Origin of the sequence: Bradyrhizobium oropedii (assembly GCF_020889685.1) — a bacterium.
Taxonomy (GTDB): Bacteria; Pseudomonadota; Alphaproteobacteria; order Rhizobiales; family Xanthobacteraceae; genus Bradyrhizobium; species Bradyrhizobium oropedii.
This window is the reverse complement of record NZ_JACMYO010000170.1, coordinates 1-18,766: the sequence shown is the minus strand read 5'-3', so window position 1 is coordinate 18,766 and position 18,766 is coordinate 1. Positions and strand designations below refer to the sequence as shown.

The 18,766-nt window shown below is 59.8% G+C and carries 16 protein-coding genes and 6 pseudogenes; 14 read left to right on the top strand and 8 right to left on the bottom strand.

Annotation, left to right across the window (positions count from 1 at the left end):
• The coding region (locus tag H8A95_RS33515; RefSeq protein ID WP_274617688.1) for a TCP-1/cpn60 chaperonin family protein at positions 1-558 on the bottom strand (558 nt) is incomplete at its 3' end.
• A gap of 90 nt (positions 559-648) precedes the next feature.
• The gene (groES, locus tag H8A95_RS33510) at positions 649-963 is read right to left on the bottom strand and encodes a co-chaperone GroES (protein WP_229170566.1); all 315 of its coding nucleotides are present in this window, start codon (positions 961-963) and stop codon (positions 649-651) included.
• Between the two features lie 136 nt (positions 964-1,099).
• On the opposite strand from groES, the pseudogene H8A95_RS33505 reads away from it, so the two are divergent.
• The 5 genes and pseudogenes from H8A95_RS33505 to H8A95_RS33485 form a co-directional block, all read left to right on the top strand.
• Positions 1,100-1,294, top strand: a pseudogene (locus H8A95_RS33505) (P-type conjugative transfer protein TrbG); the annotation flags it as partial.
• A 988-nt stretch (positions 1,295-2,282) separates the two neighbouring features.
• A complete protein-coding gene (locus tag H8A95_RS33500) occupies positions 2,283-2,534 on the top strand; it encodes a hypothetical protein (RefSeq protein WP_229170577.1) in 252 nt (83 codons plus the stop codon).
• A gap of 5 nt (positions 2,535-2,539) precedes the next feature.
• A pseudogene (locus H8A95_RS33495) lies at positions 2,540-3,047 on the top strand (isocitrate lyase/PEP mutase family protein); the annotation flags it as partial.
• Between the two features lie 427 nt (positions 3,048-3,474).
• Positions 3,475-3,807 (top strand): helix-turn-helix domain-containing protein, encoded by a 333-nt coding sequence (locus H8A95_RS33490; RefSeq protein WP_229187054.1) that lies wholly within the window; start codon positions 3,475-3,477, stop codon positions 3,805-3,807.
• Entirely contained in the window at positions 3,794-5,017 is a 1,224-nt protein-coding gene (locus H8A95_RS33485) for a type II toxin-antitoxin system HipA family toxin (protein ID WP_229170567.1), read from the top strand. Before H8A95_RS33490 ends, H8A95_RS33485 begins: the two co-directional genes overlap by 14 nt.
• Positions 5,018-5,476: 459 nt before the next feature.
• On the opposite strand, the gene H8A95_RS33480 is transcribed toward H8A95_RS33485, so the two are convergent.
• From H8A95_RS33480 to H8A95_RS33465, 4 genes and pseudogenes are all read right to left on the bottom strand, one after another.
• The gene (locus H8A95_RS33480; RefSeq protein ID WP_229170568.1) at positions 5,477-5,893 is read right to left on the bottom strand and encodes a hypothetical protein; all 417 of its coding nucleotides are present in this window, start codon (positions 5,891-5,893) and stop codon (positions 5,477-5,479) included.
• Between the two features lie 261 nt (positions 5,894-6,154).
• A pseudogene (locus tag H8A95_RS33475) lies at positions 6,155-6,352 on the bottom strand (hypothetical protein); the annotation flags it as partial.
• Positions 6,353-7,016: 664 nt separating this feature from the next.
• On the bottom strand, positions 7,017-7,370 hold the full coding sequence (locus H8A95_RS33470) for a hypothetical protein (RefSeq protein ID WP_229170569.1): 354 nt from the start codon (positions 7,368-7,370) through the stop codon (positions 7,017-7,019).
• Between the two features lie 274 nt (positions 7,371-7,644).
• On the bottom strand, positions 7,645-8,886 hold the full coding sequence (locus H8A95_RS33465) for a cytochrome P450 (RefSeq protein WP_229170570.1): 1,242 nt from the start codon (positions 8,884-8,886) through the stop codon (positions 7,645-7,647).
• An 882-nt stretch (positions 8,887-9,768) separates the two neighbouring features.
• Between H8A95_RS33465 and H8A95_RS33460 the strand changes: the two genes are divergently transcribed.
• The 4 genes and pseudogenes from H8A95_RS33460 (at position 9,769) to H8A95_RS44565 (ending at position 13,350) form a co-directional block, all read left to right on the top strand.
• A complete protein-coding gene (locus tag H8A95_RS33460; RefSeq protein WP_229170571.1) occupies positions 9,769-10,677 on the top strand; it encodes a hypothetical protein in 909 nt (302 codons plus the stop codon).
• Between the two features lie 920 nt (positions 10,678-11,597).
• Positions 11,598-12,023, top strand: coding sequence for a hypothetical protein (locus H8A95_RS33455; protein ID WP_229170572.1), 426 nt, complete (start codon positions 11,598-11,600; stop codon positions 12,021-12,023).
• A gap of 519 nt (positions 12,024-12,542) precedes the next feature.
• A complete protein-coding gene (locus H8A95_RS33450; RefSeq protein WP_229170578.1) occupies positions 12,543-12,929 on the top strand; it encodes a hypothetical protein in 387 nt (128 codons plus the stop codon).
• A pseudogene (locus tag H8A95_RS44565) lies at positions 12,857-13,350 on the top strand (NEL-type E3 ubiquitin ligase domain-containing protein). Before H8A95_RS33450 ends, H8A95_RS44565 begins: the two are co-directional and overlap by 73 nt.
• Here H8A95_RS44565 and H8A95_RS33440 read toward each other — a convergent pair.
• Both H8A95_RS33440 and H8A95_RS33435 read right to left on the bottom strand, forming a co-directional pair.
• Positions 13,325-13,737 (bottom strand): annotated as a pseudogene (locus H8A95_RS33440) (PIN domain-containing protein). The pseudogenes H8A95_RS44565 and H8A95_RS33440 sit on opposite strands and share 26 nt — an antisense overlap.
• Complete coding sequence (locus H8A95_RS33435; protein ID WP_229170574.1) at positions 13,737-13,991, bottom strand: type II toxin-antitoxin system Phd/YefM family antitoxin; 255 nt, start codon at positions 13,989-13,991, stop codon at positions 13,737-13,739. Before H8A95_RS33435 ends, H8A95_RS33440 begins: the two are co-directional and overlap by 1 nt.
• A 308-nt stretch (positions 13,992-14,299) precedes the next feature.
• Between H8A95_RS33435 and H8A95_RS33430 the strand changes: the two are divergent.
• The 5 genes and pseudogenes from H8A95_RS33430 to H8A95_RS33415 all read left to right on the top strand — a co-directional run.
• Positions 14,300-14,866: pseudogene (locus tag H8A95_RS33430) on the top strand (DUF1403 family protein); the annotation flags it as partial.
• 157 nt (positions 14,867-15,023) lie between these two features.
• Complete coding sequence (locus H8A95_RS43915) at positions 15,024-15,161, top strand: DUF1403 family protein (RefSeq protein ID WP_274617687.1); 138 nt, start codon at positions 15,024-15,026, stop codon at positions 15,159-15,161.
• Position 15,162: 1 nt separating this feature from the next.
• Entirely contained in the window at positions 15,163-15,843 is a 681-nt protein-coding gene (gene scpB, locus H8A95_RS33425; RefSeq protein WP_229171142.1) for an SMC-Scp complex subunit ScpB, read from the top strand.
• Positions 15,806-16,675, top strand: a complete 870-nt coding sequence (locus tag H8A95_RS33420; protein ID WP_229171141.1) for a hypothetical protein — start codon at positions 15,806-15,808, stop codon at positions 16,673-16,675. Before scpB ends, H8A95_RS33420 begins: the two co-directional genes overlap by 38 nt.
• 410 nt (positions 16,676-17,085) lie before the next feature.
• A partial coding sequence (locus tag H8A95_RS33415) for a hypothetical protein (protein ID WP_229187053.1) occupies positions 17,086-18,766 on the top strand: 1,681 nt, incomplete at its 3' end.

The window sequence follows — 18,766 nt, the reverse complement described above, 5'->3', positions numbered from 1 at the left end:
CTCGGTCTCGAGCGACTTGGCTTCCTCGACCGTGATCACGCCCTCGTTGCCGACCTTCTTCATGGCGTCGGAGAGGAACTTGCCGATCTCGGCATCGCCGTTGGCCGAAATGGTGCCGACCTGGGCGATCTCCTCGTTCGAGGTGACCTTCTTCGAGTTCTTCTGGAGGTCCGCAACGACGGCTTCGACCGCGAGGTCGATACCGCGCTTCAGGTCCATCGGGTTCATGCCGGCGGCGACCGACTTGGCGCCTTCGCGCACGATGGCAGCGGCGAGCACGGTCGCGGTGGTGGTGCCGTCGCCGGCCGCGTCAGCGGACTTGGACGCGACTTCGCGCACCATCTGGGCGCCCATGTTCTCGAACTTGTCGTCGAGCTCGATCTCCTTGGCGACGGTGACGCCGTCCTTGGTGATGCGGGGAGCGCCGAACGACTTCTCGAGCACCACGTTACGGCCCTTCGGGCCGAGCGTGACCTTCACGGCATTGGCGAGGATGTCGACGCCGCGCAACATGCGGTCGCGCGCGTCTACGCCGAATTTCACTTCTTTGGCTGACATATTGGTTTCCCTGAGTTGTCTTGGTCTCATCTCACCCTTGGCGAGGCGCCCGGCAGGCGCTCCTCAGGGGTGAACGGTGCGAGCGGTTGGTTAGGCGGCCTTCTTCTTCGAAGCGGAAGCCTCGAGCACGCCCATGATGTCGCTTTCCTTCATGATCAACAGGTCCTGGCCGTCGATCTTGACCTCGGTGCCAGACCACTTGCCGAACAGGACGCGGTCGCCGACCTGGACGTCGATCGGGATCAGTTTGCCGCTCTCGTCGCGGCCGCCGGGGCCGATGGCGATGACTTCGCCCTGAGAGGGCTTCTCCTTGGCACTGTCCGGAATGATGATGCCGCCAGCAGTCTTCTCTTCGGCGTCGATACGCTTGACCACGACGCGGTCGTGAAGCGGACGGAATTTCATGCAGCCCTCCTAAATGTTTGTACGATTTGAGGATTTTCAGATGTTAGCAATCAATGCCCGCGAGTGCTAGTCACACAGGCCGAGCTGAGATAGGATAGGATTTTGCGGGAGCAAGAGACTCTGGCAGAAAAATAGGCAGCTCAAGTCGAATGCGACCCAGGACATGGCGCGCGTCGGCTTCGAATATCCGAAGGATGTTGGCAGCCGGCTCGCGGATACCAACGCGTATTGGCGCCGATGCGATTGCGGGGCCGGCGTTCCCGCCGAGCAGGTGAGCTTCGCCTACAGCGTGAGAGGCAGCGTGTCCTGGCGGCCGACGCGCGTTTACAGCATGAAGCCTACATCCAGTTTCCATCATGCAGGCAAGCTTGCCGCGAGACGGAGTTCCAGCCTTCGCGCATCGACCTGCCGCCGCCCCCTGCTCCAGTCGTGCTCGCGGTGAAGGACGCGGCGCCTTGCCTTGCGGAGCCTCGCGACGTGCTCAAATTCTTGCTTGGCCACTCCGTGACGCAAAGTTACATTTTCCGCCGCTGCCCTCGTATCCATGTCCTGTCCGCAATATTACGATTAAGTAATCTCTCTGTTTGCATTGGGGATCCGGCGATTCTAAGCTTTAGCTTGAGTATGGAGCTCCCTTGTCGACTAAGAACAGCTCTGACGAGGTCGCACAGACCTTCCGTCTCTTAACAGCCTTTCGTGCGCTGCGCACTTCTGCCGACCGTCGACACATCATCGAATAGTCGAGTCTATGTCAGCGGACGTTGAACCCCGGACCATTGCTCACCCACCGGTCGAGGAGAGCAAGTCCTGAGAAAGGCGCGTCAGGCAATTCCTAAAGAACTGCCATTGTGTTGCACTCGACGAACGAACACTCCTAGACTTGCCAAGACTCGGCGGCGGCCAGACTCGATGCAGCAACGATCTCGCAAACCACTTCAGCGGTCCACGCCGGACGGGGACACCTGATGGTAACTCACTCCTTGCCCAATGCGCGACGCCTGTGGCCTTGATGCCCTCGTGGGCGTCGGAGACGACCAGCTTGACGGCGCGCAGGCCGCGGCTGGCAGCCAATCCGGACAGCCTCACGCTTGAGCCCTGGATCGTGAAGGACCATTGGGGTGAGGAGATCGAGCTAGAGCGGCCGAGCACCCTACCGCTCGATGACCGCGCCAAGACGGAACTGCAGCTCTTCAGCGATGCAAGCTGGGCTGGGCTGCAGGCGGCGCGCACGACTCCACTCTTTGACTCTTTGAGACCCCGGTCGTGCATTTTGTTGTTTTGTTGTCCGGGCCTTCCTCGCCGACGGCACCGACCAAGTGATGGCTCACATAACCGCCATCGAGGCGGCGCTCGGTCTGGAATTGGATCATAAGCGCAAGCTGAGACCCAAACCTGATCTGCACCCAAAGCCATCGGCAATCCTCGCAATTGAACTCGATGACAGACCCATGTCACCTTCGACTGACGAACGTCGGCCGATCAAGCACGCCGGCAAGGCATCGGCATGCAAAACCAATCACGGCAATCTGTTCCCCACAATGACTCTGATCCACGAGCTGATCCCTCACTAACTGAACTGCTGCGAGCTCAGGTCTGCTCCAGCAGCGAACTCTCATTCCTCATGGAAGCGCATGACGGCCTCTCCGCCGCGATCGCCGAGCGCGTAGGTTTCAAAGGTCCCTGGGCGTCGGGCCTTTCAATTGCCTGCTCTTTGGCTATGCGACGCCAACGAAGCGTCATGGAGTCAACTCGTCGACGCAGTCGAGCAGATCGTAGATCTCAACCACACTGCCTGTTCTGGTTGACGGCGATAGCGGCTTAGGGAACTTCAACAATGCACGTCTGCTGGCATGCAAAACTCCGTCAGCGTGGCGCTGCCGGGATTGCGCTGGAAGACAGCTGTTTTTCGAAGACGAACTCGCTTATTGGCGAGCGGCATCCCCTCGCCGATGCCCAACGAATTCTCCGGAGGCCTCCGGGCATTGAAGGATACAGCCGCGGACGACTTTGTGCTTGTGGCCCGCATCGAAGCGTTGATCGCCGGGCATGGAATGGACGATAACAGCTTCGTAAACGAGGCTTACAATGCCCGCTACAGCCAGCGCTTTCACGCTCTGCCGCTTCGGCAACGCTGTGTCATAGTTAAGCGCGATAAGCTAGCAATTGCCGCATCTCTGCCGAACTATTCAATCGCCTCTATGAAATGTTGTACGAACGCAGTGTGAATGGCACGCTGGCCGACAGTTTTCGTTTGTTGTCCAGCGTAGTCGTGAAGGACATCGCGCCCCACAACAAGCGTTGGCGAGTAGTACCTCTGAATGCGGTGATGGCGGCAGTATTCAGCCGCTACTGTTCGGCATTCAATCGCGATCTCGGTGCCATTCGGCCCACCCTCATGCTTGGCCGATTTCCACCCGGTTTATCCACGCTGACAAGAGGCCGGAGTTCCGGTATATCGGCGACAATGAAATAATAATTGCATTTATCATGTCATAGTATATTTATAGTGGTATGAAAAAGCTCGTTGGGCTACCCTATCCCGTTACCGAAATGCTTCCTCGGGTGGGAGAAGCCATCCGAACTGCCCGTATCCGACGTCGCAAGACAGCCGCGGATATCGCAGGGCGCCTCGGCGTGTCGCTGCCAACCTTACGAAAACTCGAAACAGGTGATCCTGGCGTCTCGCTGGGGACCTTTCTCGCCGCGCTATGGCTTCTCGATCTGTCGCCGGCTTTGATGGCGGCGTTAGATCCCGCGAAGGACGAAATCGGCCTGACGCTCGAAATGGCCCGGTTGCCGAAACGGGTCAGACCTGCTGCGGACGTGAAACTTGACCAGCTCTGAATGCTACATTTTCTCTCGCCTTCCGGACGATCGACCCAAGCTGGTTGGGCGCTATCGCTACGTAAGACCCCCCGGCGCGCGCGCCTTTGGCGAATTTGGCTATGCTGGGTCTTGGCTGCGGCACCCGAACGCTTTCCCATTGGATCCCACCAATCTGCCCCTTTCCCGCGAGACGTTCACCACGGTCAAGCGTGGATGCCTGTTCGGACCGCTCGCCGACGCAACACCGGATCTTTGGGGCCGCGAACTGGTCGCACGGCTTGAACCTGGGAAGCTATTTTCTCCCGTCGATTGGCTGTATGCGGCCGGGCGCGACCGGGTAGGCTGCCTCGCGTTTGGCCCAGAGCCGGAATTGGCTTCAGCAGCCCCGGGCCCGGAGCGACTGCATCTGAGATCGCTCGACACCATCGCCCATGAGTTCGCGAAGCTCGAGGCAGGTCTGCCAGCGAATCCCCATGCTACACGCATCTACACTGCGGGCGTTTCCATGGGAGGCGCCAGGCCAAAGGCAGTCATTGAAGCAAACGACCGTCTCTGGATCGCCAAATTCGAGCGCACCACCGACACGTTCAACCAGTGCGGCGCCGAACACGCAACCATGCGCCTTGCCGCCAAGTGCGGGTTGGATGTCGCTGAAACGCGCCTGGTCGATGTCGGCTCGCGGAAAGCGATCCTCGTGAAAAGGTTCGATCGCTCGGAAGGGCCAGACTATTCGCCAACGGTCCATTATCTGAGCGCATTGTCGCTGATCAACGCAGACGAGACGTCCGCGGATGGCTCCTACTTCGCCATAGCCTCCGAACTGCTGCGTCACGCGATACGTCCTGACAAAGCTCGCAAGGAGTTATTCGGCCGCATGGTCTTCAATGTCCTGTGCGGAAATCGCGATGACCACCTGAAGAACCACGCGCTGACTTACGGCACCGAAGGCTGGGATATCTCGCCGGCATTCGATGTGCTTCCTCAACCAGACATGCTGCCGGAACAGGCCATCGCAGTCGGCAGATCCGGGGTCTATCCAAGCATCGGCAACTGCTTGTCGCGGTGCGGAGACTTCGGATTGAACCTTGAAGAGGCGCAAGCCGAGATCAATCGGATCGCGACAATAGCCACAACCTGGCGTGACGTGTTCGATCAGGAAGGCATCGCAGTCCCGACCATCGAGAGAGTAGCGCCAGCCTTTGCGATCGCAGACAGCTACCGGTCCTAGGCTAATCTCCCCCGACCCCGGCTCCTCGGTCGCCTCAGTGAAACGGCACACTCGACGCTCGATGGGCAAATTGAGCCTGCGCCGGGCGTCGTGATCTCGACCCACTTCGGATCACCGTGATCTCCAGTGATCACTGCGAATTTCAACCGCAGAAATTCCTGTACGGTCGGCAGTTTCCTTGCGTCCATGTCCAAGCCTGCTTGCGCTCGAACACAGCCTAAGCGGCATTCCTGCAAGTCGGAATCCCGGTCGCTAGAAATTCTTCAAAAACACCGGACGACAAAATCGCGTTGTTGATGGTGAAAAGTCGTGGATCTACGCCAACCGGAGTCTGACATTGCCAAACCGGCTGCCTATCTGGTTGGTAGGGAGGCGACGACGCTAGGGCAGGAGCAACTCCATGCGCGGCTGAATCTGCGCCCGCCATGGGCGACCTCAAGATTCGCCGCATACTAAATATCAGGTGGAGCAAGGTCTGGCCCGACGGAGCCCCAAGACAACAGCAACGAACAAGGGGAGCCCCCGACATGCCCGACTATCTTTCTCAACGAGAACCTCATCACCCAGGACCCCCCCGAGATAGCGGAACTCAACGCGTATCTGGAGACCTTGGCAAGCCACTTCGATCTGTTTTGGCTCGAACAAGCAGATAGCAACCCGGTGCAGGATGTATGGCAAGCGAGACATGCGCTCGCTACCAACGAGATGCTGACTTTGGGCCACGCCGTGGCGAATCTCGCGAAGGCGGACCCAGTATGGACGCGTCATCAGATTGACCGGGCAGATCGCGACGAACGTGGCTACCGACAACCCGCAATAAGCGGCGGCCTGATCCTGCCGCAGCGCGGCCGGCCAAAATGGAAGATCAGCCTTCATGTCGCACCTTCGACCCGCCCCGCGAGCGCCGACGTCCGATCGTACCGACGAAGTAGGTCTTCCCACGGGCCGGGCTTCAGGGATCGACGAACAAACCCGTCGACCGTCCATAATGCCGCCAGCACCATTTCGCCTTCGAACTTGACGACCAACGTCGCCAATCGATCGGCGTCGTCGACACGACATCGAAGCGAAAGGCTGAATTCGTTGTGGCACAGGTCAAACGCGCGAACGCGGCCGCCTTCAGGAAGATGGAGCTAACTACCTCCCCAGTCGAGCAAACTGCATCGATGCGTGCTCCGCGTCGAGAGGAGCGTACCACGGGTTGCCGCTGACGGTGCTCAACAAGGACCTACAGAACGCGGGCGTGAGCTTGCCGCGGTGTATCACGACGTTTTCATGTCCCGCCGCAGCTCGAGAGTTAAGCCAGTGACGACTGTAGCCCAACGTGCGATTTGCCAGCTCGGCCAATGCCCGTCATATTTCATCTCCGATAACGTCGAGAATGCGCAGCCAGCCTGGATAGGCCGCCTGGCTGACGAGTAGCTGACGAAGAGCTTTTCCGGATCCAGAAAAGCCCAGCCGACCGTGGGTTCCACTTCCATGGCAGCTGCCGTGCTGCTGAAGGCAACGATACGCGGAGGACCGCTTCAGCTGCGGGATAGCCAGCCGCAGTGCATGACCGCGGCCTGACGCTCCCAGGCCGTGGTCTTCGCTGTCGCCTGCGACAGGATAGGCCGTGGCACGATCCTTAAGAGTCCGCCCTATGCCGACGGCTCTGTCCATACGAACCTGGCCAAGGTCATCCCAAATACTGGAGAGCCGACACGAAAGTGCTCGTGTCCTGATGGACTGGTGGATTGTAGAGAGGCAAAATGCCCGGCGATATCGATAGGGAGAGCCCTACGGCTTCCGCGCACGTCCCGCTCTCCGGGAAGGAGACTTCGACCGAAGAGCTTACGAACCCAGCGGTCGTGCAACGATTGTGACGAGACGTAGAACATCGGTCAACAGCGACTTCTGCTCTTCACATCCGAATCGAGCAGAACCGACGTTGCGTAACTCCTTTGAAGGTACAACCTGACCGAAGCTGTCGTCCACCCAACCCCGGTCAGAATCCCCCTCATAGACATATTGCAGCGAGCGTTCCAAGCGCGCCGAGTGCCAGCCCGATCAGCGAACCCGCCGTCGGCACGTCTCGAAAGAGCAGAAGCGTGAGAATCGGCTCCACTACCAAAATAGCTCCCACGGATATTGCGACAATGATCCAGATATTCTTGAGATGCATGTAGCCCAGTGCGTATCCGCAAACGAGCAGGACACCGCCGAGCGATATCAGCAAGAACATCGGCAGGAGCATTGTCAGATCCCCGCCTGTTTTTCGAAACTGCCTTGAGGCGATCAACTCCGCGATGACCGAAAGCGCTTCACCAAGGAAAATCGCCGCCACCGCCACGATTTTCAATACGGAGCTCATCACCTGCACGTCAATAGAGCAAGGTCAACGGCACCTTTCGAATGTCGAATTCGCCTCTGGACCGGCTCTGGCAGTTGAGAACGCAAAGCCATTGGCCCGGCACTACCGTTCATCGCTCCTCGCACACGCTTCAACGTCTGTCTGACGGCTGACGGGCTCTCGAGATGCAGCAAGTTCTTCGCAACGATCAAACGCACTTCTTACCGTGCAGCCGCGAGACTGGCTGGAAGACGGCTAAAGCAGCGTGCCGGCTTCCAAGCCGGAGCCTCACAGCCTAAGCTGCAATTTGCACGGGGAGTGCTGAATAGCCATGCACAAAGTTAGACGCAATTCGCTCGGGTTCGCCGACCACCTGGACCTTCAGCCGCGACTTCAACATCTCTTCCCAGAGAACCTTCAACTGCAGCTCCGCAAGATGTCGACCAAGGCAGCGATGGATGCCAAATCCGAATGAGGGATGCTGCCGCACATTCTTGCGGTCGATGACGAAACTGTTGGCGTTCTCAATGATCTCTTCGTCCCGATTGCCGGAGATGTACCACATCACGACCTTGTCGCCCTTCCTGATTTGTTTCCCGCCCACGATGCTATCGGTCGCGGCGGTACGGCGCATATGTGCGATCGGCGTCTGGTATCGAATAATTTCGGACACGGCGCTCGAGACCAGCTTGGGATTGTCGCGCAGCTTTCGCAGCTCGGAGGGGTGCTGATTCATGAACAGGAGTCCGCCGGTAATCGAGTTGCGCGTGGTGTCGTTCCCGCCCACGATCAGCAGAATCAAATTGCCGAGAAACTCGCTCGGCTGCATTTGGCGAGTGGCAGGCGAGTGCGCCATTAAGGAAATCAGGTCGAGGCGCGGACCGGCATCGATGCGCTCGTTCCAAAGCCGAGTGAAATAGCCCAGGCACTCGGACAAGACCGTGCTTCGCTTGTCCCAGCTGTCGATCGCATGGCCTGCTTTCGGAGTTGCAACAGCTACGTCTGACCAATAGGTCAAGAGTCGCCGATCCTCAAAAGGAAAATCGAATAGCGTGGCGAGCATTTGCGTCGTCAATTCGATGGAGACCAGATCCACCCAATTGAAGACATCATTGCGCGGCAAGCCGTCCAGAATCGCCCTGACCCGGGAGCGGATCAAGCTTTCGAGCTTCGTCAGGCTTTCCGGTTCGACTATCGGACTCACGGTATTGCGCTGCTCGGCGTGCCGGGGAGGCCCCATCTTGATGAAACTCGGGGTCCAGTGCTTGTCAGGCACTTCGACGATAGTAACACCTTGCTCTGACGAAAATGCCTTGTGGTTTGTATCAACCGCTACGATATCCCGGTATTTGGTCAGGGACCAATATGGACCATGAGGGCTGTCTTGACAGTAGTGAACGGGATCTTCCCTTCGCAACCGCTCGAAGCAACCCCATATGCTGCCGTCTTGAAAGCGCTTGGCCTCGCTTACATCCAGATTGCTCAATGGGACAATACACCCATCGTCAGCTCTATAATTTTCCAATCGCTTTCTCATGATCGTCTTGCAGATTTTGCCCGATAGCTTACGGATCCAAAGGTCACGATTCGGGCTTCCGAACTGCCCTGGCGTTTGACTACGAGCGGGTCGCTCGAACAGAGTATCTCAAAGTGCAGCTACGTCGCCCCTACCATATCCGGCAGTAAGGATCGCATTGACTTTCCAAATCGACTTGCTTCGTGGATCGGTGAGAGCTATCGCCGCATGGTTGGACGATGGCCGTGTGCGGGCGGCGGCCTGCAGACTGGCGCGCTGTCATAAGGCAGCCTTCTGCGGAGGCGAGCCAGAACGGCTACTTTCGTCAATACCTCGCGATGCATCATCGCCTGGCAAGGACTGTTTAGGCAAATCGATCCAGACAACCGGTCACGAGGCCGATGGCTGTGACAAGATCGGCTATTCGGACCAGAGCCAGCGTCTCGACTGGCACTTTCGAGGCATCGATTCACGATCGATGCAAGCCTGCCTCAGCAGCCTTCCTTACACAGCTCAAGCTAAGGATCGTTGCACCTCCACCGGGCCGCGTCTCCCGGCCTTTCACACTGCCGGATGGCGACGATGGCGCCATCTGCGATGAACAATGGAAGGCCAGCACAGTCGCAAGGGCTGGATTTTCTTCAAGCAATGAAACTCGTCAGCTGATCGACAGCTAAACCCTCTAGCATAAGACCATCTCTATCCGGACAAGGCTAGGCTTGATGGGCTCAAAATCTGGAACAGAAGAAGGAGCTGGATCCCCTCAACATACCGCCCCGTCCAGAACCAGATCCGCTCCATTTTATAGACGTTAGTGCACGTCTCGGTTTCCGACCCGCGCGACTCTCAAATCGGATCAACTTGTCCGATTGATATCGCCAAGGCTACCAAAGGGAAAACGGAATGAACCCGTTTGACAATATCAGCCCATCCGCGGCTTGGGCGAATTACGTCGAGCCGCAACAGGAAGAAACGGGGCAAGCAGACTTTGAGCAGCGGCTTGGAGAGCCTCAGCCAATACTCCAAACATCAGATGCACCCGGGGCCGGATCGTCCCGGACTGACACGGAAGGCAATTTGAGAGCGCAGGCTATTCAGGGGGACGAACGGTACGCAGCTGCATCCTTTATCAGAGCGCGTGCTCAGCTTGCCGCAACGCTGACCTGCACAACCGTTGCGGAACTCAGAAGAGAAATCGAACTCGCTGCGCAAAGATCGGCACGATGGTCAAAAGCGACTGGGCCATCAGCCGGCGGCATCGATAGTGGCCGCGTTTACGACGACGTGGTGGCATCGTCGTACGCCGAGCTGCAGCGCTTTCAAAATCACGCCAGCCATTGCAAGCCACATGTGCTGGACCGTCAAAGCGCGATGGACCATTTGCGTTCCATGGCGGCTTTGCGTTACGACGCCGCCCCCTGGAATATTTGGGGAGGCCAACAACTTGATCTGGGTCGCGCAGCGGCAGAGCACATGAGAGGAGACACCAATTCTTCGCCTTTTGTATCACTGTCCGAGGAGGCCTCACAACTGCTCCTGTCGCCAGACGATGACAACGGGTATGGCGCCAAAGCAATCGCGGAAAGCGCGAACGAGTTGCATACCTACACCGTGCCAAGGGTCACCACCTGGACGGCCGAAGAGATCGTCAGGATCCTTGAGGACGGGACTGAGAATGATGAACCCAATCTTGCATGGGTGAGCGATACCCCAACCGAGGAGCGCGAGGTACTGTTTCTGGGCGGAAATCTGGATGACTATCGGACCGCTAGCGAATTGAATCCATACAGAAAGTCAGAGACGAGAGGCTGAGGCTAGAAGATCGAGAAAGGGCGACATCTCTTGGTGCGCTGCTGGGAAAAATCGGAAGCAGCGTTCGCGGCATCTATAATGCTCTGATCGGAGTGGCCAGCGGGGGAGCTGGCCGGGATCGCACGTCGACCATCAGAGTGTCAGCCGAAACCTGTACCGTCTTCATTCGCCGCCGTTGTTGTCGGACGGAACCCAGGCTATTTCGCTCGCCAATATCCCAATATGGCCCCGTTATAATCTCCAGAGCTCCACGCCCGAGTCTGACGGCAATGCCAGCAGAGCACAACGAGCGCCACGCCGACGCGGTCGTGGCCGTGACAGGATCGGCTATTCGAACCACAGCTACCATCTCGACAGGGATTCTAAGGAGAGGATTGACAGTCGACGCAAGCTGACGTCGGCAGACCTCCTCACCCAACTCAAGCTGACGATCACTGCGCTTCCGCCGGAGTGCTTCTCCCGAACTTTTTACACCGCGCTGCCGCGAAGCGGGGACAGTGACGATGGTCATCTCGGCGAAACTTGGCTCTGCATTGAGCGATAGGCCGCTAGCAAGTCGCAAGGAGTTGGACTTCTTCAAGCGATGAGGCTGGTCAGCTGATCGACAGCTAAGCCCTCTAGCATGAGAACACCTCTATCCAGACAAGGGGCCCGACTTGATCGGCTCAAATCCGGAAGGGGAGAAGTAGCTGGATCCCCTCAACATAGCGACCCGTTCGAGAACCAGATTCGTCCACGTATCTGGCAGCGACCATTGGTGCGTCGGTCCAGGCAGCGTGTTCGGCTGTTCTAACTTGAACCGCGTTCCATGATCGCCCGCGTCGTCTTCTCGATGGATCATCGTCGATGATGAGCGATCGGCTTGGCGGAAGCGGCGCTCCAGCGCATTACCTTCATTTGTCAAGGGAGAGGCGGCAACAATGAATACAGATCGGGCGCAGCTTGATGCTGATGGTTCTTTCGAAATTTCCGATTCCGAAGCGTCTCAATCCGAAGCCTCAGAAGCGGGGTCTCCAGTCGCGGCGCAGTGGAACGAGGCCCTGACGGATGCGCGGCCGTCCACTGCCGACGCCGTCTGGTCGCAGGACCGCGCTCTGGAGGACTGGGCGGCCGAAGAGGGTCAGGGCGACGACGAGAATCGCCAAACGGCCGTCAATCAAACGAGTGCTTGGCTGGAGGATGGCAATTTCAATGAGGCGCTGGATCTTTCCTCCCTGTCGCTGAGCGCATTGCCCGCCGCACGCCCGCCCGAGCTTCGGGCGTTGGACGTGATGGACAATCAGTTGACTGGCTTGCCCGAACTTCCGCCCGGCTCCGGGAGCTCAACGTATCGGGCGATCAACTGACCGATCTGCCCGATCTTCCAGCCCGGCTTCGTGTGTTCGAGACCTCCATGAACAGCCTGACTAGCCTGCCCGCAGACTTGCCATCCAGGCTCCGGTCCCTGATCATCGGCGGGAATCCATTGACCAGCTTGCCTGCCCTTCCGGCAACCCTTCGGGAGCTCCTCGCTCGCGGCAACCAGCTGACCAGCCTGCCTGATCTTCTAGCCGGGCTCCGGATCCTCATCGTCGATGACAACCAGCTGACCCGTCCGCCCAGCCTTCCAGCAACGCTTGAGGAGCTCGGCGCTGAAAGCAACCAGTTGACCAGCCTACCTGACCTTCCAGCCGGGCTCCGGGGTCTGGACGTCGACGGCAACCGACTGGGCCAGTCTGCCGGCCCTTCCGGCAACGCTTCGGGATCTCTCCGCTCGAAGGAACCAGCTGACCAGCCTACCCGATCTTCCAGCCAGCATTCGAAACCTGGATGTCAACCACAACCAGCTGACCGAATTACCCGAGCCCCTCCCGTCCGGGCTCGAATTGCTCAGCGTCAGCGACAATCAACTGGTCCGCCTGCCCGAAGTCCCAGCTGACCTCGAAGCACTTGACGTCAGCAACAATCAGCTGACGGACGTACCGGAGAGCCTGCTGCAGCTAGGCCACAACGCCGCCGTCGATTTGACGAACAATCCATTGCAAGAGCTGTTGCAGACCAATCTGACGACGGCCATGCTTGCCGACGACTATGCCGGCCCGCAGATCCTTTTCTCGTTAGAACCGACGGAATCCGGGCCCCCGCCGCTACACGATGTCGTCGCAGACTGGGTTGGGCAGGACCCTGCGGCGGTGGCAGCATGCAGCGTTTCGCCGACGAACCGGGGGCGCAGGACTACGCTCGCTTCCTCAATAGGCTGGGGGGCACAGTGAACTTCGATAATGACGAGTTCCGGCAGGCCATGGTCGAAGATCTGCGTCAGGCAGCGGCGAGACCTCGATTGTGCGAACTGTTTTTCCAGCTGGCTTCCGATGCGAGCGCGAGTTGCGAGGATCGTATCACTTTGACGTGGCACGGGATACAGACCGCACGCCTGAACCCTGAATCGAAAACGGCCTCTATGATGAACGACTGACCGAGTTGCTCCAGCATGGCCGTGTCATGTTCCGTTTGGAGGCGTTGGACGGAATAGCGCGCCAGACGGTCGAGGGCCCTTGGCCGCTCCGAACCGGGAGGGATGCGCCGGCGGGATCTGGCTCGATCTCCGTCCCAGCGGCGTCAGGCGGGGCGGCTGCGAGCGGTTCCGAATCGGTCGCTGGACGGGGGCTCATGCCGACTCCTCCCAGGGATTGATCACCGTTGCGCCCGTATCCTCGAAATCCCCCACATTCCGGGTGACGAGGATGAGGTCGTGGACGATCGCGGTGGCGGCGACCAGCCCGTCGATGTCGCCGCGGGGCCGGATCGCGGCGATACGCCCCCACTCGACGGAGATCTGGTCGGTCACCGCCAGGATGCGGTCGGCGTGGTCGTGGCGCAGCTTGCGCAGCCATTCGGCCAGATGGGCGGCCGCCTTCGGGTCCGATTTCTGCTTGAGCGCAATGCCGCGCATGATTTCGCCGAGGGTGAGGGTGCTGAGGTGGATGCTGGCCGGATCGACCGCGCGCAGCCAGTCCCTGGCCTGCGCCGAGCCGCGCCGCGCCGCGCCTCGGAGACGACATTGGTGTCGACCAGATACATCAGAACGCCGCGTCGCGGCTGGGGGTCTTGGCGCGCAGCGTCACGGCCTCAGCCAGGTCGTCATCCCAGCTGGGCCCGGCCAGCAAGTCGTCGACCAGGGTCGGCCGGCCGGAGCGGAGCGCGTCGTAATCGGCGGCTGACAGCACTACGGCGGCCCGCTCGCCCCGCAGGGTCACGATTTGGGGGCCTTCGAGGCGCGCCTTCTGCACCACCTTGGAAAACTGGTTTTCGGCATCCTGCAGCGGCCATTCCATGGTGCACATTCCTAGCTAGACAGTCTAGCTATGTTCTAAAGGGTGTCTTCGTCGAAGTGAAGTGATGGGCCGCTGACGTGCCGACGCCGCGACGACAGAAAGATCGCCGCCTGGAGCCGGGCTCTGAGGTGGCTGAGAGCCGCTTTGGCGCATCATTTTCGGGGTCCTGGGCGGCGAGATCGGGCATTCCTCTAATAAGAGAAAAACGAACGATAAGGCAACGTTATCGTTCGTTGTTATCCACCGACAGGTGCGGCGGTTTTGGGCCGACAGATGGTTATAAGCGCCGCGCTGGGTTAGGTTCGACCATGCCCTCGCGTGCACGAATCATCCCCGAGCCCCCGCCGACCTTCCCGCCCTTTCCGGGATGGGCACGGCAGATCGGACCATCCGAAGTGGTTGATGACGCGATGTTTTTTGCCGGCGCCGCGCTTGCTGCGATCCATCCGATCGCGCGCAGCGAGCACCCGCTCGGCCTGCTCTGGCGGCATCGCCTGTCGCTGGCCAACGCCGCTGTGCTCGCCCGCCATGGCGGGCGCACCGAAGACGAGGCGGCGTTGCGCGACGCCTGGTATCTGCGCCGCGAGATCGATGAGCTCGGTCCGGGCGGGCGCATCCTCAAGGCCTGGCGGTATCTCGGCGAGCGCGCTGCCATGGCACCTGATGATTGGATGATTTCCTTCTCGATCATGTTCGAGGTCGGCTTCAACGCCGCGCTCGAAGACGTCGTCACCGCCGCGGCGAAGCTGGCGGCAGGGAGGGGGAACGCCGTCGCGGCGGCGGCGGAAATTGCCGCAGCGAGCGTGCGCTTCATCCCGCACAGCGAGCCGCTGGCCCTGTGGCTGGCCGACGTCGTCCTCGCCCATCGCCTGAGATGGCCGCTGGCGGTCCCGCTGATCGCCGGCCAGATCAGCCGGGCCGATCTGCGGGCAGACCGGGCGGCATCGACGACGCCTGGCTGGCGGCCTGCGCCGAGGCCTATGCAGGCGCTGCCGCAGCCGCGACGCCGACGCGATGGTGGGGATCCTGATGATGGAAGATGCCCAGCCCGCCGGCGCCGGCAAGACGGCGAGCGATCGCAGCACACGGCGCCTGTTCGAGCGACTGGTGTCGCTCGGCGCGGTGCGCGAGCTCACCGGCCGGCCGACCTTCCGACTCTACGGTCTCTGACATGGGGCGGCGCGCGCGGCCGAAAGCGGATCTCGACACTGAATTGGCCGACCTGCCGCCGGAGCTGCGCTGGCGCGAATGGATGGGCCGGGTCGAGGCCGTCATCTTCGCCTCGCCCGAGCCGGTGACGCGCGAGGTCCTGACGCGCGTCGTTGGCCGCGGTTGCAACCTCGATCTCGTCATCGACGACATCCGCGACGAGCTGCGCGGCCGGCCTTACGAGCTCGTCTCCGTCGCGGGCGGCTGGCAGCACCGCGCCAGGAAAAACTTCGCCGAGGCGATCCGGGCTGCCGGCGGCGACAAGGCGTTGTCGCAGACCGAAGCGCTGATCCTCGCCTGCATCGCCTATTACCAGCCGATCAATCGCAGCGAATTGTCATCCTTCTTCGGCAAGGAGGTCAGCCGCGATACTATCGGGCGTCTGCGCGGATTGAGGTTCATCGCGAGCGGCGCGCGCAGCCCGCAACCCGGCGCGCCCTACACCTACGTGACGACCAGGGCCTTCCTGTCACACTTCGGCTTGGAGACGCTGCGCGATCTTCCGGATATGGAAGCGCTGGAGGACGCCGGCCTGCTCAGTAAAGATAAAGTGTTGGCGGGTGAGTTTCCGGATTCCCTGCCGGCACATGACGAAGACCAGGACGATGATGAAAAAGCTGCAGATTGGACAGAGACAGGCTAGCCGCATTTGCCAAATGTCGGCCACCGATCGGCTTGCTTTCATCGCAGAAGGGATTCCGATTATCCACGCCAGCGCGAGGGGATTTTGGTCCGCGTCTGCTGAACTGCGAGAAAAGCCGCGAGAAGCCGAGGTGCTTGCGGGATTCGCTAAAGAGGAGGCGGCGAAGATTCTCATCCTGCTCGATATCGTCCGCTACCCTGAGAAGCGGCTCGCCGGCAAGGTGAACAAATTGGTTGGCAGGTTTTACGGGCACCGCGAACGGCTGATTTACGCCCAGCTGTCCGACTGGTGGTCCATTGATGTCGCGGACCTCCGTAAAGCCGTCGAGCCGCTGCGCAAGGCCCATGATCTCGAAGGGACTATGGGCGAGTTCATCATGCCGAACTCCGCCATCTATCAGCGAGAGAGCAAGCTCTACGCGGACGTCGAGGCCTACGAGGATGGCACGCCGGTCTGGAATGCACCCCTCGTCCACCCAAGCGACTACCCGTCGCGCATGCCGTCCGTTGTGCAGGTTGTCGACGCGATGGCCGCCTGCGGAATATTCACGGTAGAGGGGATTCAAGCCACATCAGAGGTTTGGGGGCAGCTTGAGTTTCAGGAAAAGGAGACGCTGCAAGACGCGGAACGTCTAACCGAGCAACTTGTGGCTCGACTGATTGCCGAAAGTTTGCCGGACGAATCCGCGGCTCAGGATCATGTCAATACACTGTATCGGCACTGGCCATTGCCGATGTACAATGTCGACCTCGATCCGATCCCTGTATCTCTCGAAGACCTGAAGGCCGAGCAGGAGCGCCTCTATTGGGCAGAGGTCGGCGACCCTCGATGACGCTGACGATTTGGGCGGTCAATCCGATATCAGCGTGAGTTTGCGAGGTTGCGCGGGCAGGCATTCGCATGGGACGCCTTCGTTGGTGTGCCCATGTTCGTCGGCGGCGACCACTACCTAATGCTCTGAATTTACTTCCGCTTGGCGGCATAACGGACATCGCCGGACTTGCTGCTGGCCCGGCCCTGTCGCGAATGACCCCAAGCGGACTCAACGTGCTGACGGACCATCATCGCTTGGACGCCCGCCCCACGCGGGTTTGATCAGCGGGCAGGTCGGTCGGCGCGCTTTCCGTATTTCGTTGAAATCGTCAGGCGTTTCTCCGCAACTTCCGATATTGTGATGTCGCAATTAGCGGTTAGCTTGGTGCTGGACGGTGAGGAACGATAAACAGTCCGCGGAGAGAAATGATGCGTGCCGGACGTCTGCTTGCAGGCCTGCTTATCGTCGCGCTTGTCGCTGTCGCTGCCAGCTGGGGTACCTACAGGCGCGACTACGTCATTCACGAGCGAGCGGCGGCGGACTGGGTAGCTCTGACGCTTACCGATCAAACGCTCGCCCAGACGCATCAGCCGCAAGATGCCGACACAGCGGTATTTTTCTCAAATGCAGTCATCGACAAGGCGCTCAAGCAACTCGCCGGCACGACGATCAGTCCAATCAAATCCAAACTCGGCGATCTGGTGGTTACGGTGGAAAATGCGCGAGTCCAGCCCGGCCTTGGGCTCACGGGAGCTATCGTCGACATAAAGGTCGCAAGCACACAGCGCGGTCGCGCGGTGAATCTGAGACTGGAAGGTAATATTTCGTTTCGCGGCATTGCGCCCCAAGCCGACGACAGGCCGGCTGCGACGGCGGAATTCGCAGTTGGCGTCACGAAGGCGGAGCCGCAGTTCAATTGGGGTTTCCTCGACATTCGTGGCCGGAATTTCCTATCGGAGGCGATCTCTTCCGGCCTGATGATCGCTCTCGACAATCATCTTACCGTCGCGGTCCCGTTCGAAGACCGCATCAGCTTCAACACAGGGTTCAAAAGCGATACGACCATCAAGGCCCCCGACGGTACCGTTGTGCTCAGTGTGAGCTTGCCCGGCAAAGTCCTGGAGCAGCGCTTCTCGTTTTCTGCGCCCGTGTTTCTACACTCGGGTGTATGGCTTCTGGCCGCCACCTCAGCCCCCGGTCAGGCTCCCGTGACCCCGCCTGCCGTTCCTGATCTTCAGCCTGCAGAACTTGAAACACGGATCGCTACGTTGCGGGAGCAGGTCTCAGGCGCAACCAAAGACTGGGAGCAAAAAAGCGATTTCGCCTTTTTCCTTAGCGGAAAGGCTTTGGTTGGTTTTATCAGTAAACTGAGCACGCTCCCCCAAGTGAACCGGACTGTCGTTGTCCACTCAACCAGCGTAACGGGGCACCTCGTGGACAACGAGACCATCCTGCTCGAACTGCCCGATGCCACCGATATCAATGCGACGATGAACGTCGGGCCGCCGAGTGCGGTGTGGATGCCAGGCAAAGGTGTGGCGCTTGCTACCGATTTGCGCATGGATTTGCACGCCAAGGTTCACGCGCATGTCAAACCAGTGGTGAACATGGGGACCGTCCTCGGGTTGGAGGGAGGAACCGGAAAGCATGTAGCGGGCACGGTCGAGCTGACTAACAAGAACGTGGACGGGCATCCAGTTCTGTCACTCGGCGCTACGATGCCTTGCGATACGTTGACTGCGGACGTGACCACGGATGGACGACTCGAGATGGGGCCTGTCAAAGTCGATCTCGTCAAAGTTGGAGTGCGATGGACTATGCCGGTCCCGCCGACACTCGGCGAACCCAATCTCGTTATGGACGATCTCCCTCGCCGTGCCGGTCTCAGAAGTCCGAAGCCGGACGACCATGGCATCACGGTCACTCCGGCCCACAAGGCGATCGAATATGTGGTCCATCTAACGGACGCGACGGCCACCCAAAACGGCTACATCGTGAGTGCCAAGCTCGACATGAACTCGGTCGACAAGGCAGAGCTGCCGCCGGAAATCATAACTCAACGTCGCGTACTGGCTGACAGCGTCAAGGCAGCAGCACGCGCAGCCTCAG

What these genes read in the sequence shown, in the direction of transcription:
- groES (WP_229170566.1), bottom strand. Translation starts at nt 963, where the DNA reads ATGAAATTCCGTCCGCTTCACGACCGCGTCGTGGTCAAGCGTATCGAC.
- H8A95_RS33480 (WP_229170568.1), bottom strand. Translation starts at nt 5,893, where the DNA reads ATGAAGGCTGATCTTCCATTTTGGCCGGCCGCGCTGCGGCAGGATCAG.
- H8A95_RS43915 (WP_274617687.1), top strand. Translation starts at nt 15,024, where the DNA reads ATGGAAGATGCCCAGCCCGCCGGCGCCGGCAAGACGGCGAGCGATCGC.
- scpB (WP_229171142.1), top strand. Translation starts at nt 15,163, where the DNA reads ATGGGGCGGCGCGCGCGGCCGAAAGCGGATCTCGACACTGAATTGGCC.
- H8A95_RS33460 (WP_229170571.1), top strand. Translation starts at nt 9,769, where the DNA reads ATGAACCCGTTTGACAATATCAGCCCATCCGCGGCTTGGGCGAATTAC.
- H8A95_RS33490 (WP_229187054.1), top strand. Translation starts at nt 3,475, where the DNA reads ATGAAAAAGCTCGTTGGGCTACCCTATCCCGTTACCGAAATGCTTCCT.
- H8A95_RS33455 (WP_229170572.1), top strand. Translation starts at nt 11,598, where the DNA reads ATGAATACAGATCGGGCGCAGCTTGATGCTGATGGTTCTTTCGAAATT.
- H8A95_RS33420 (WP_229171141.1), top strand. Translation starts at nt 15,806, where the DNA reads ATGATGAAAAAGCTGCAGATTGGACAGAGACAGGCTAGCCGCATTTGC.
- H8A95_RS33465 (WP_229170570.1), bottom strand. Translation starts at nt 8,886, where the DNA reads ATGAGAAAGCGATTGGAAAATTATAGAGCTGACGATGGGTGTATTGTC.
- H8A95_RS33470 (WP_229170569.1), bottom strand. Translation starts at nt 7,370, where the DNA reads ATGAGCTCCGTATTGAAAATCGTGGCGGTGGCGGCGATTTTCCTTGGT.
- H8A95_RS33500 (WP_229170577.1), top strand. Translation starts at nt 2,283, where the DNA reads ATGGCTCACATAACCGCCATCGAGGCGGCGCTCGGTCTGGAATTGGAT.
- H8A95_RS33435 (WP_229170574.1), bottom strand. Translation starts at nt 13,991, where the DNA reads ATGGAATGGCCGCTGCAGGATGCCGAAAACCAGTTTTCCAAGGTGGTG.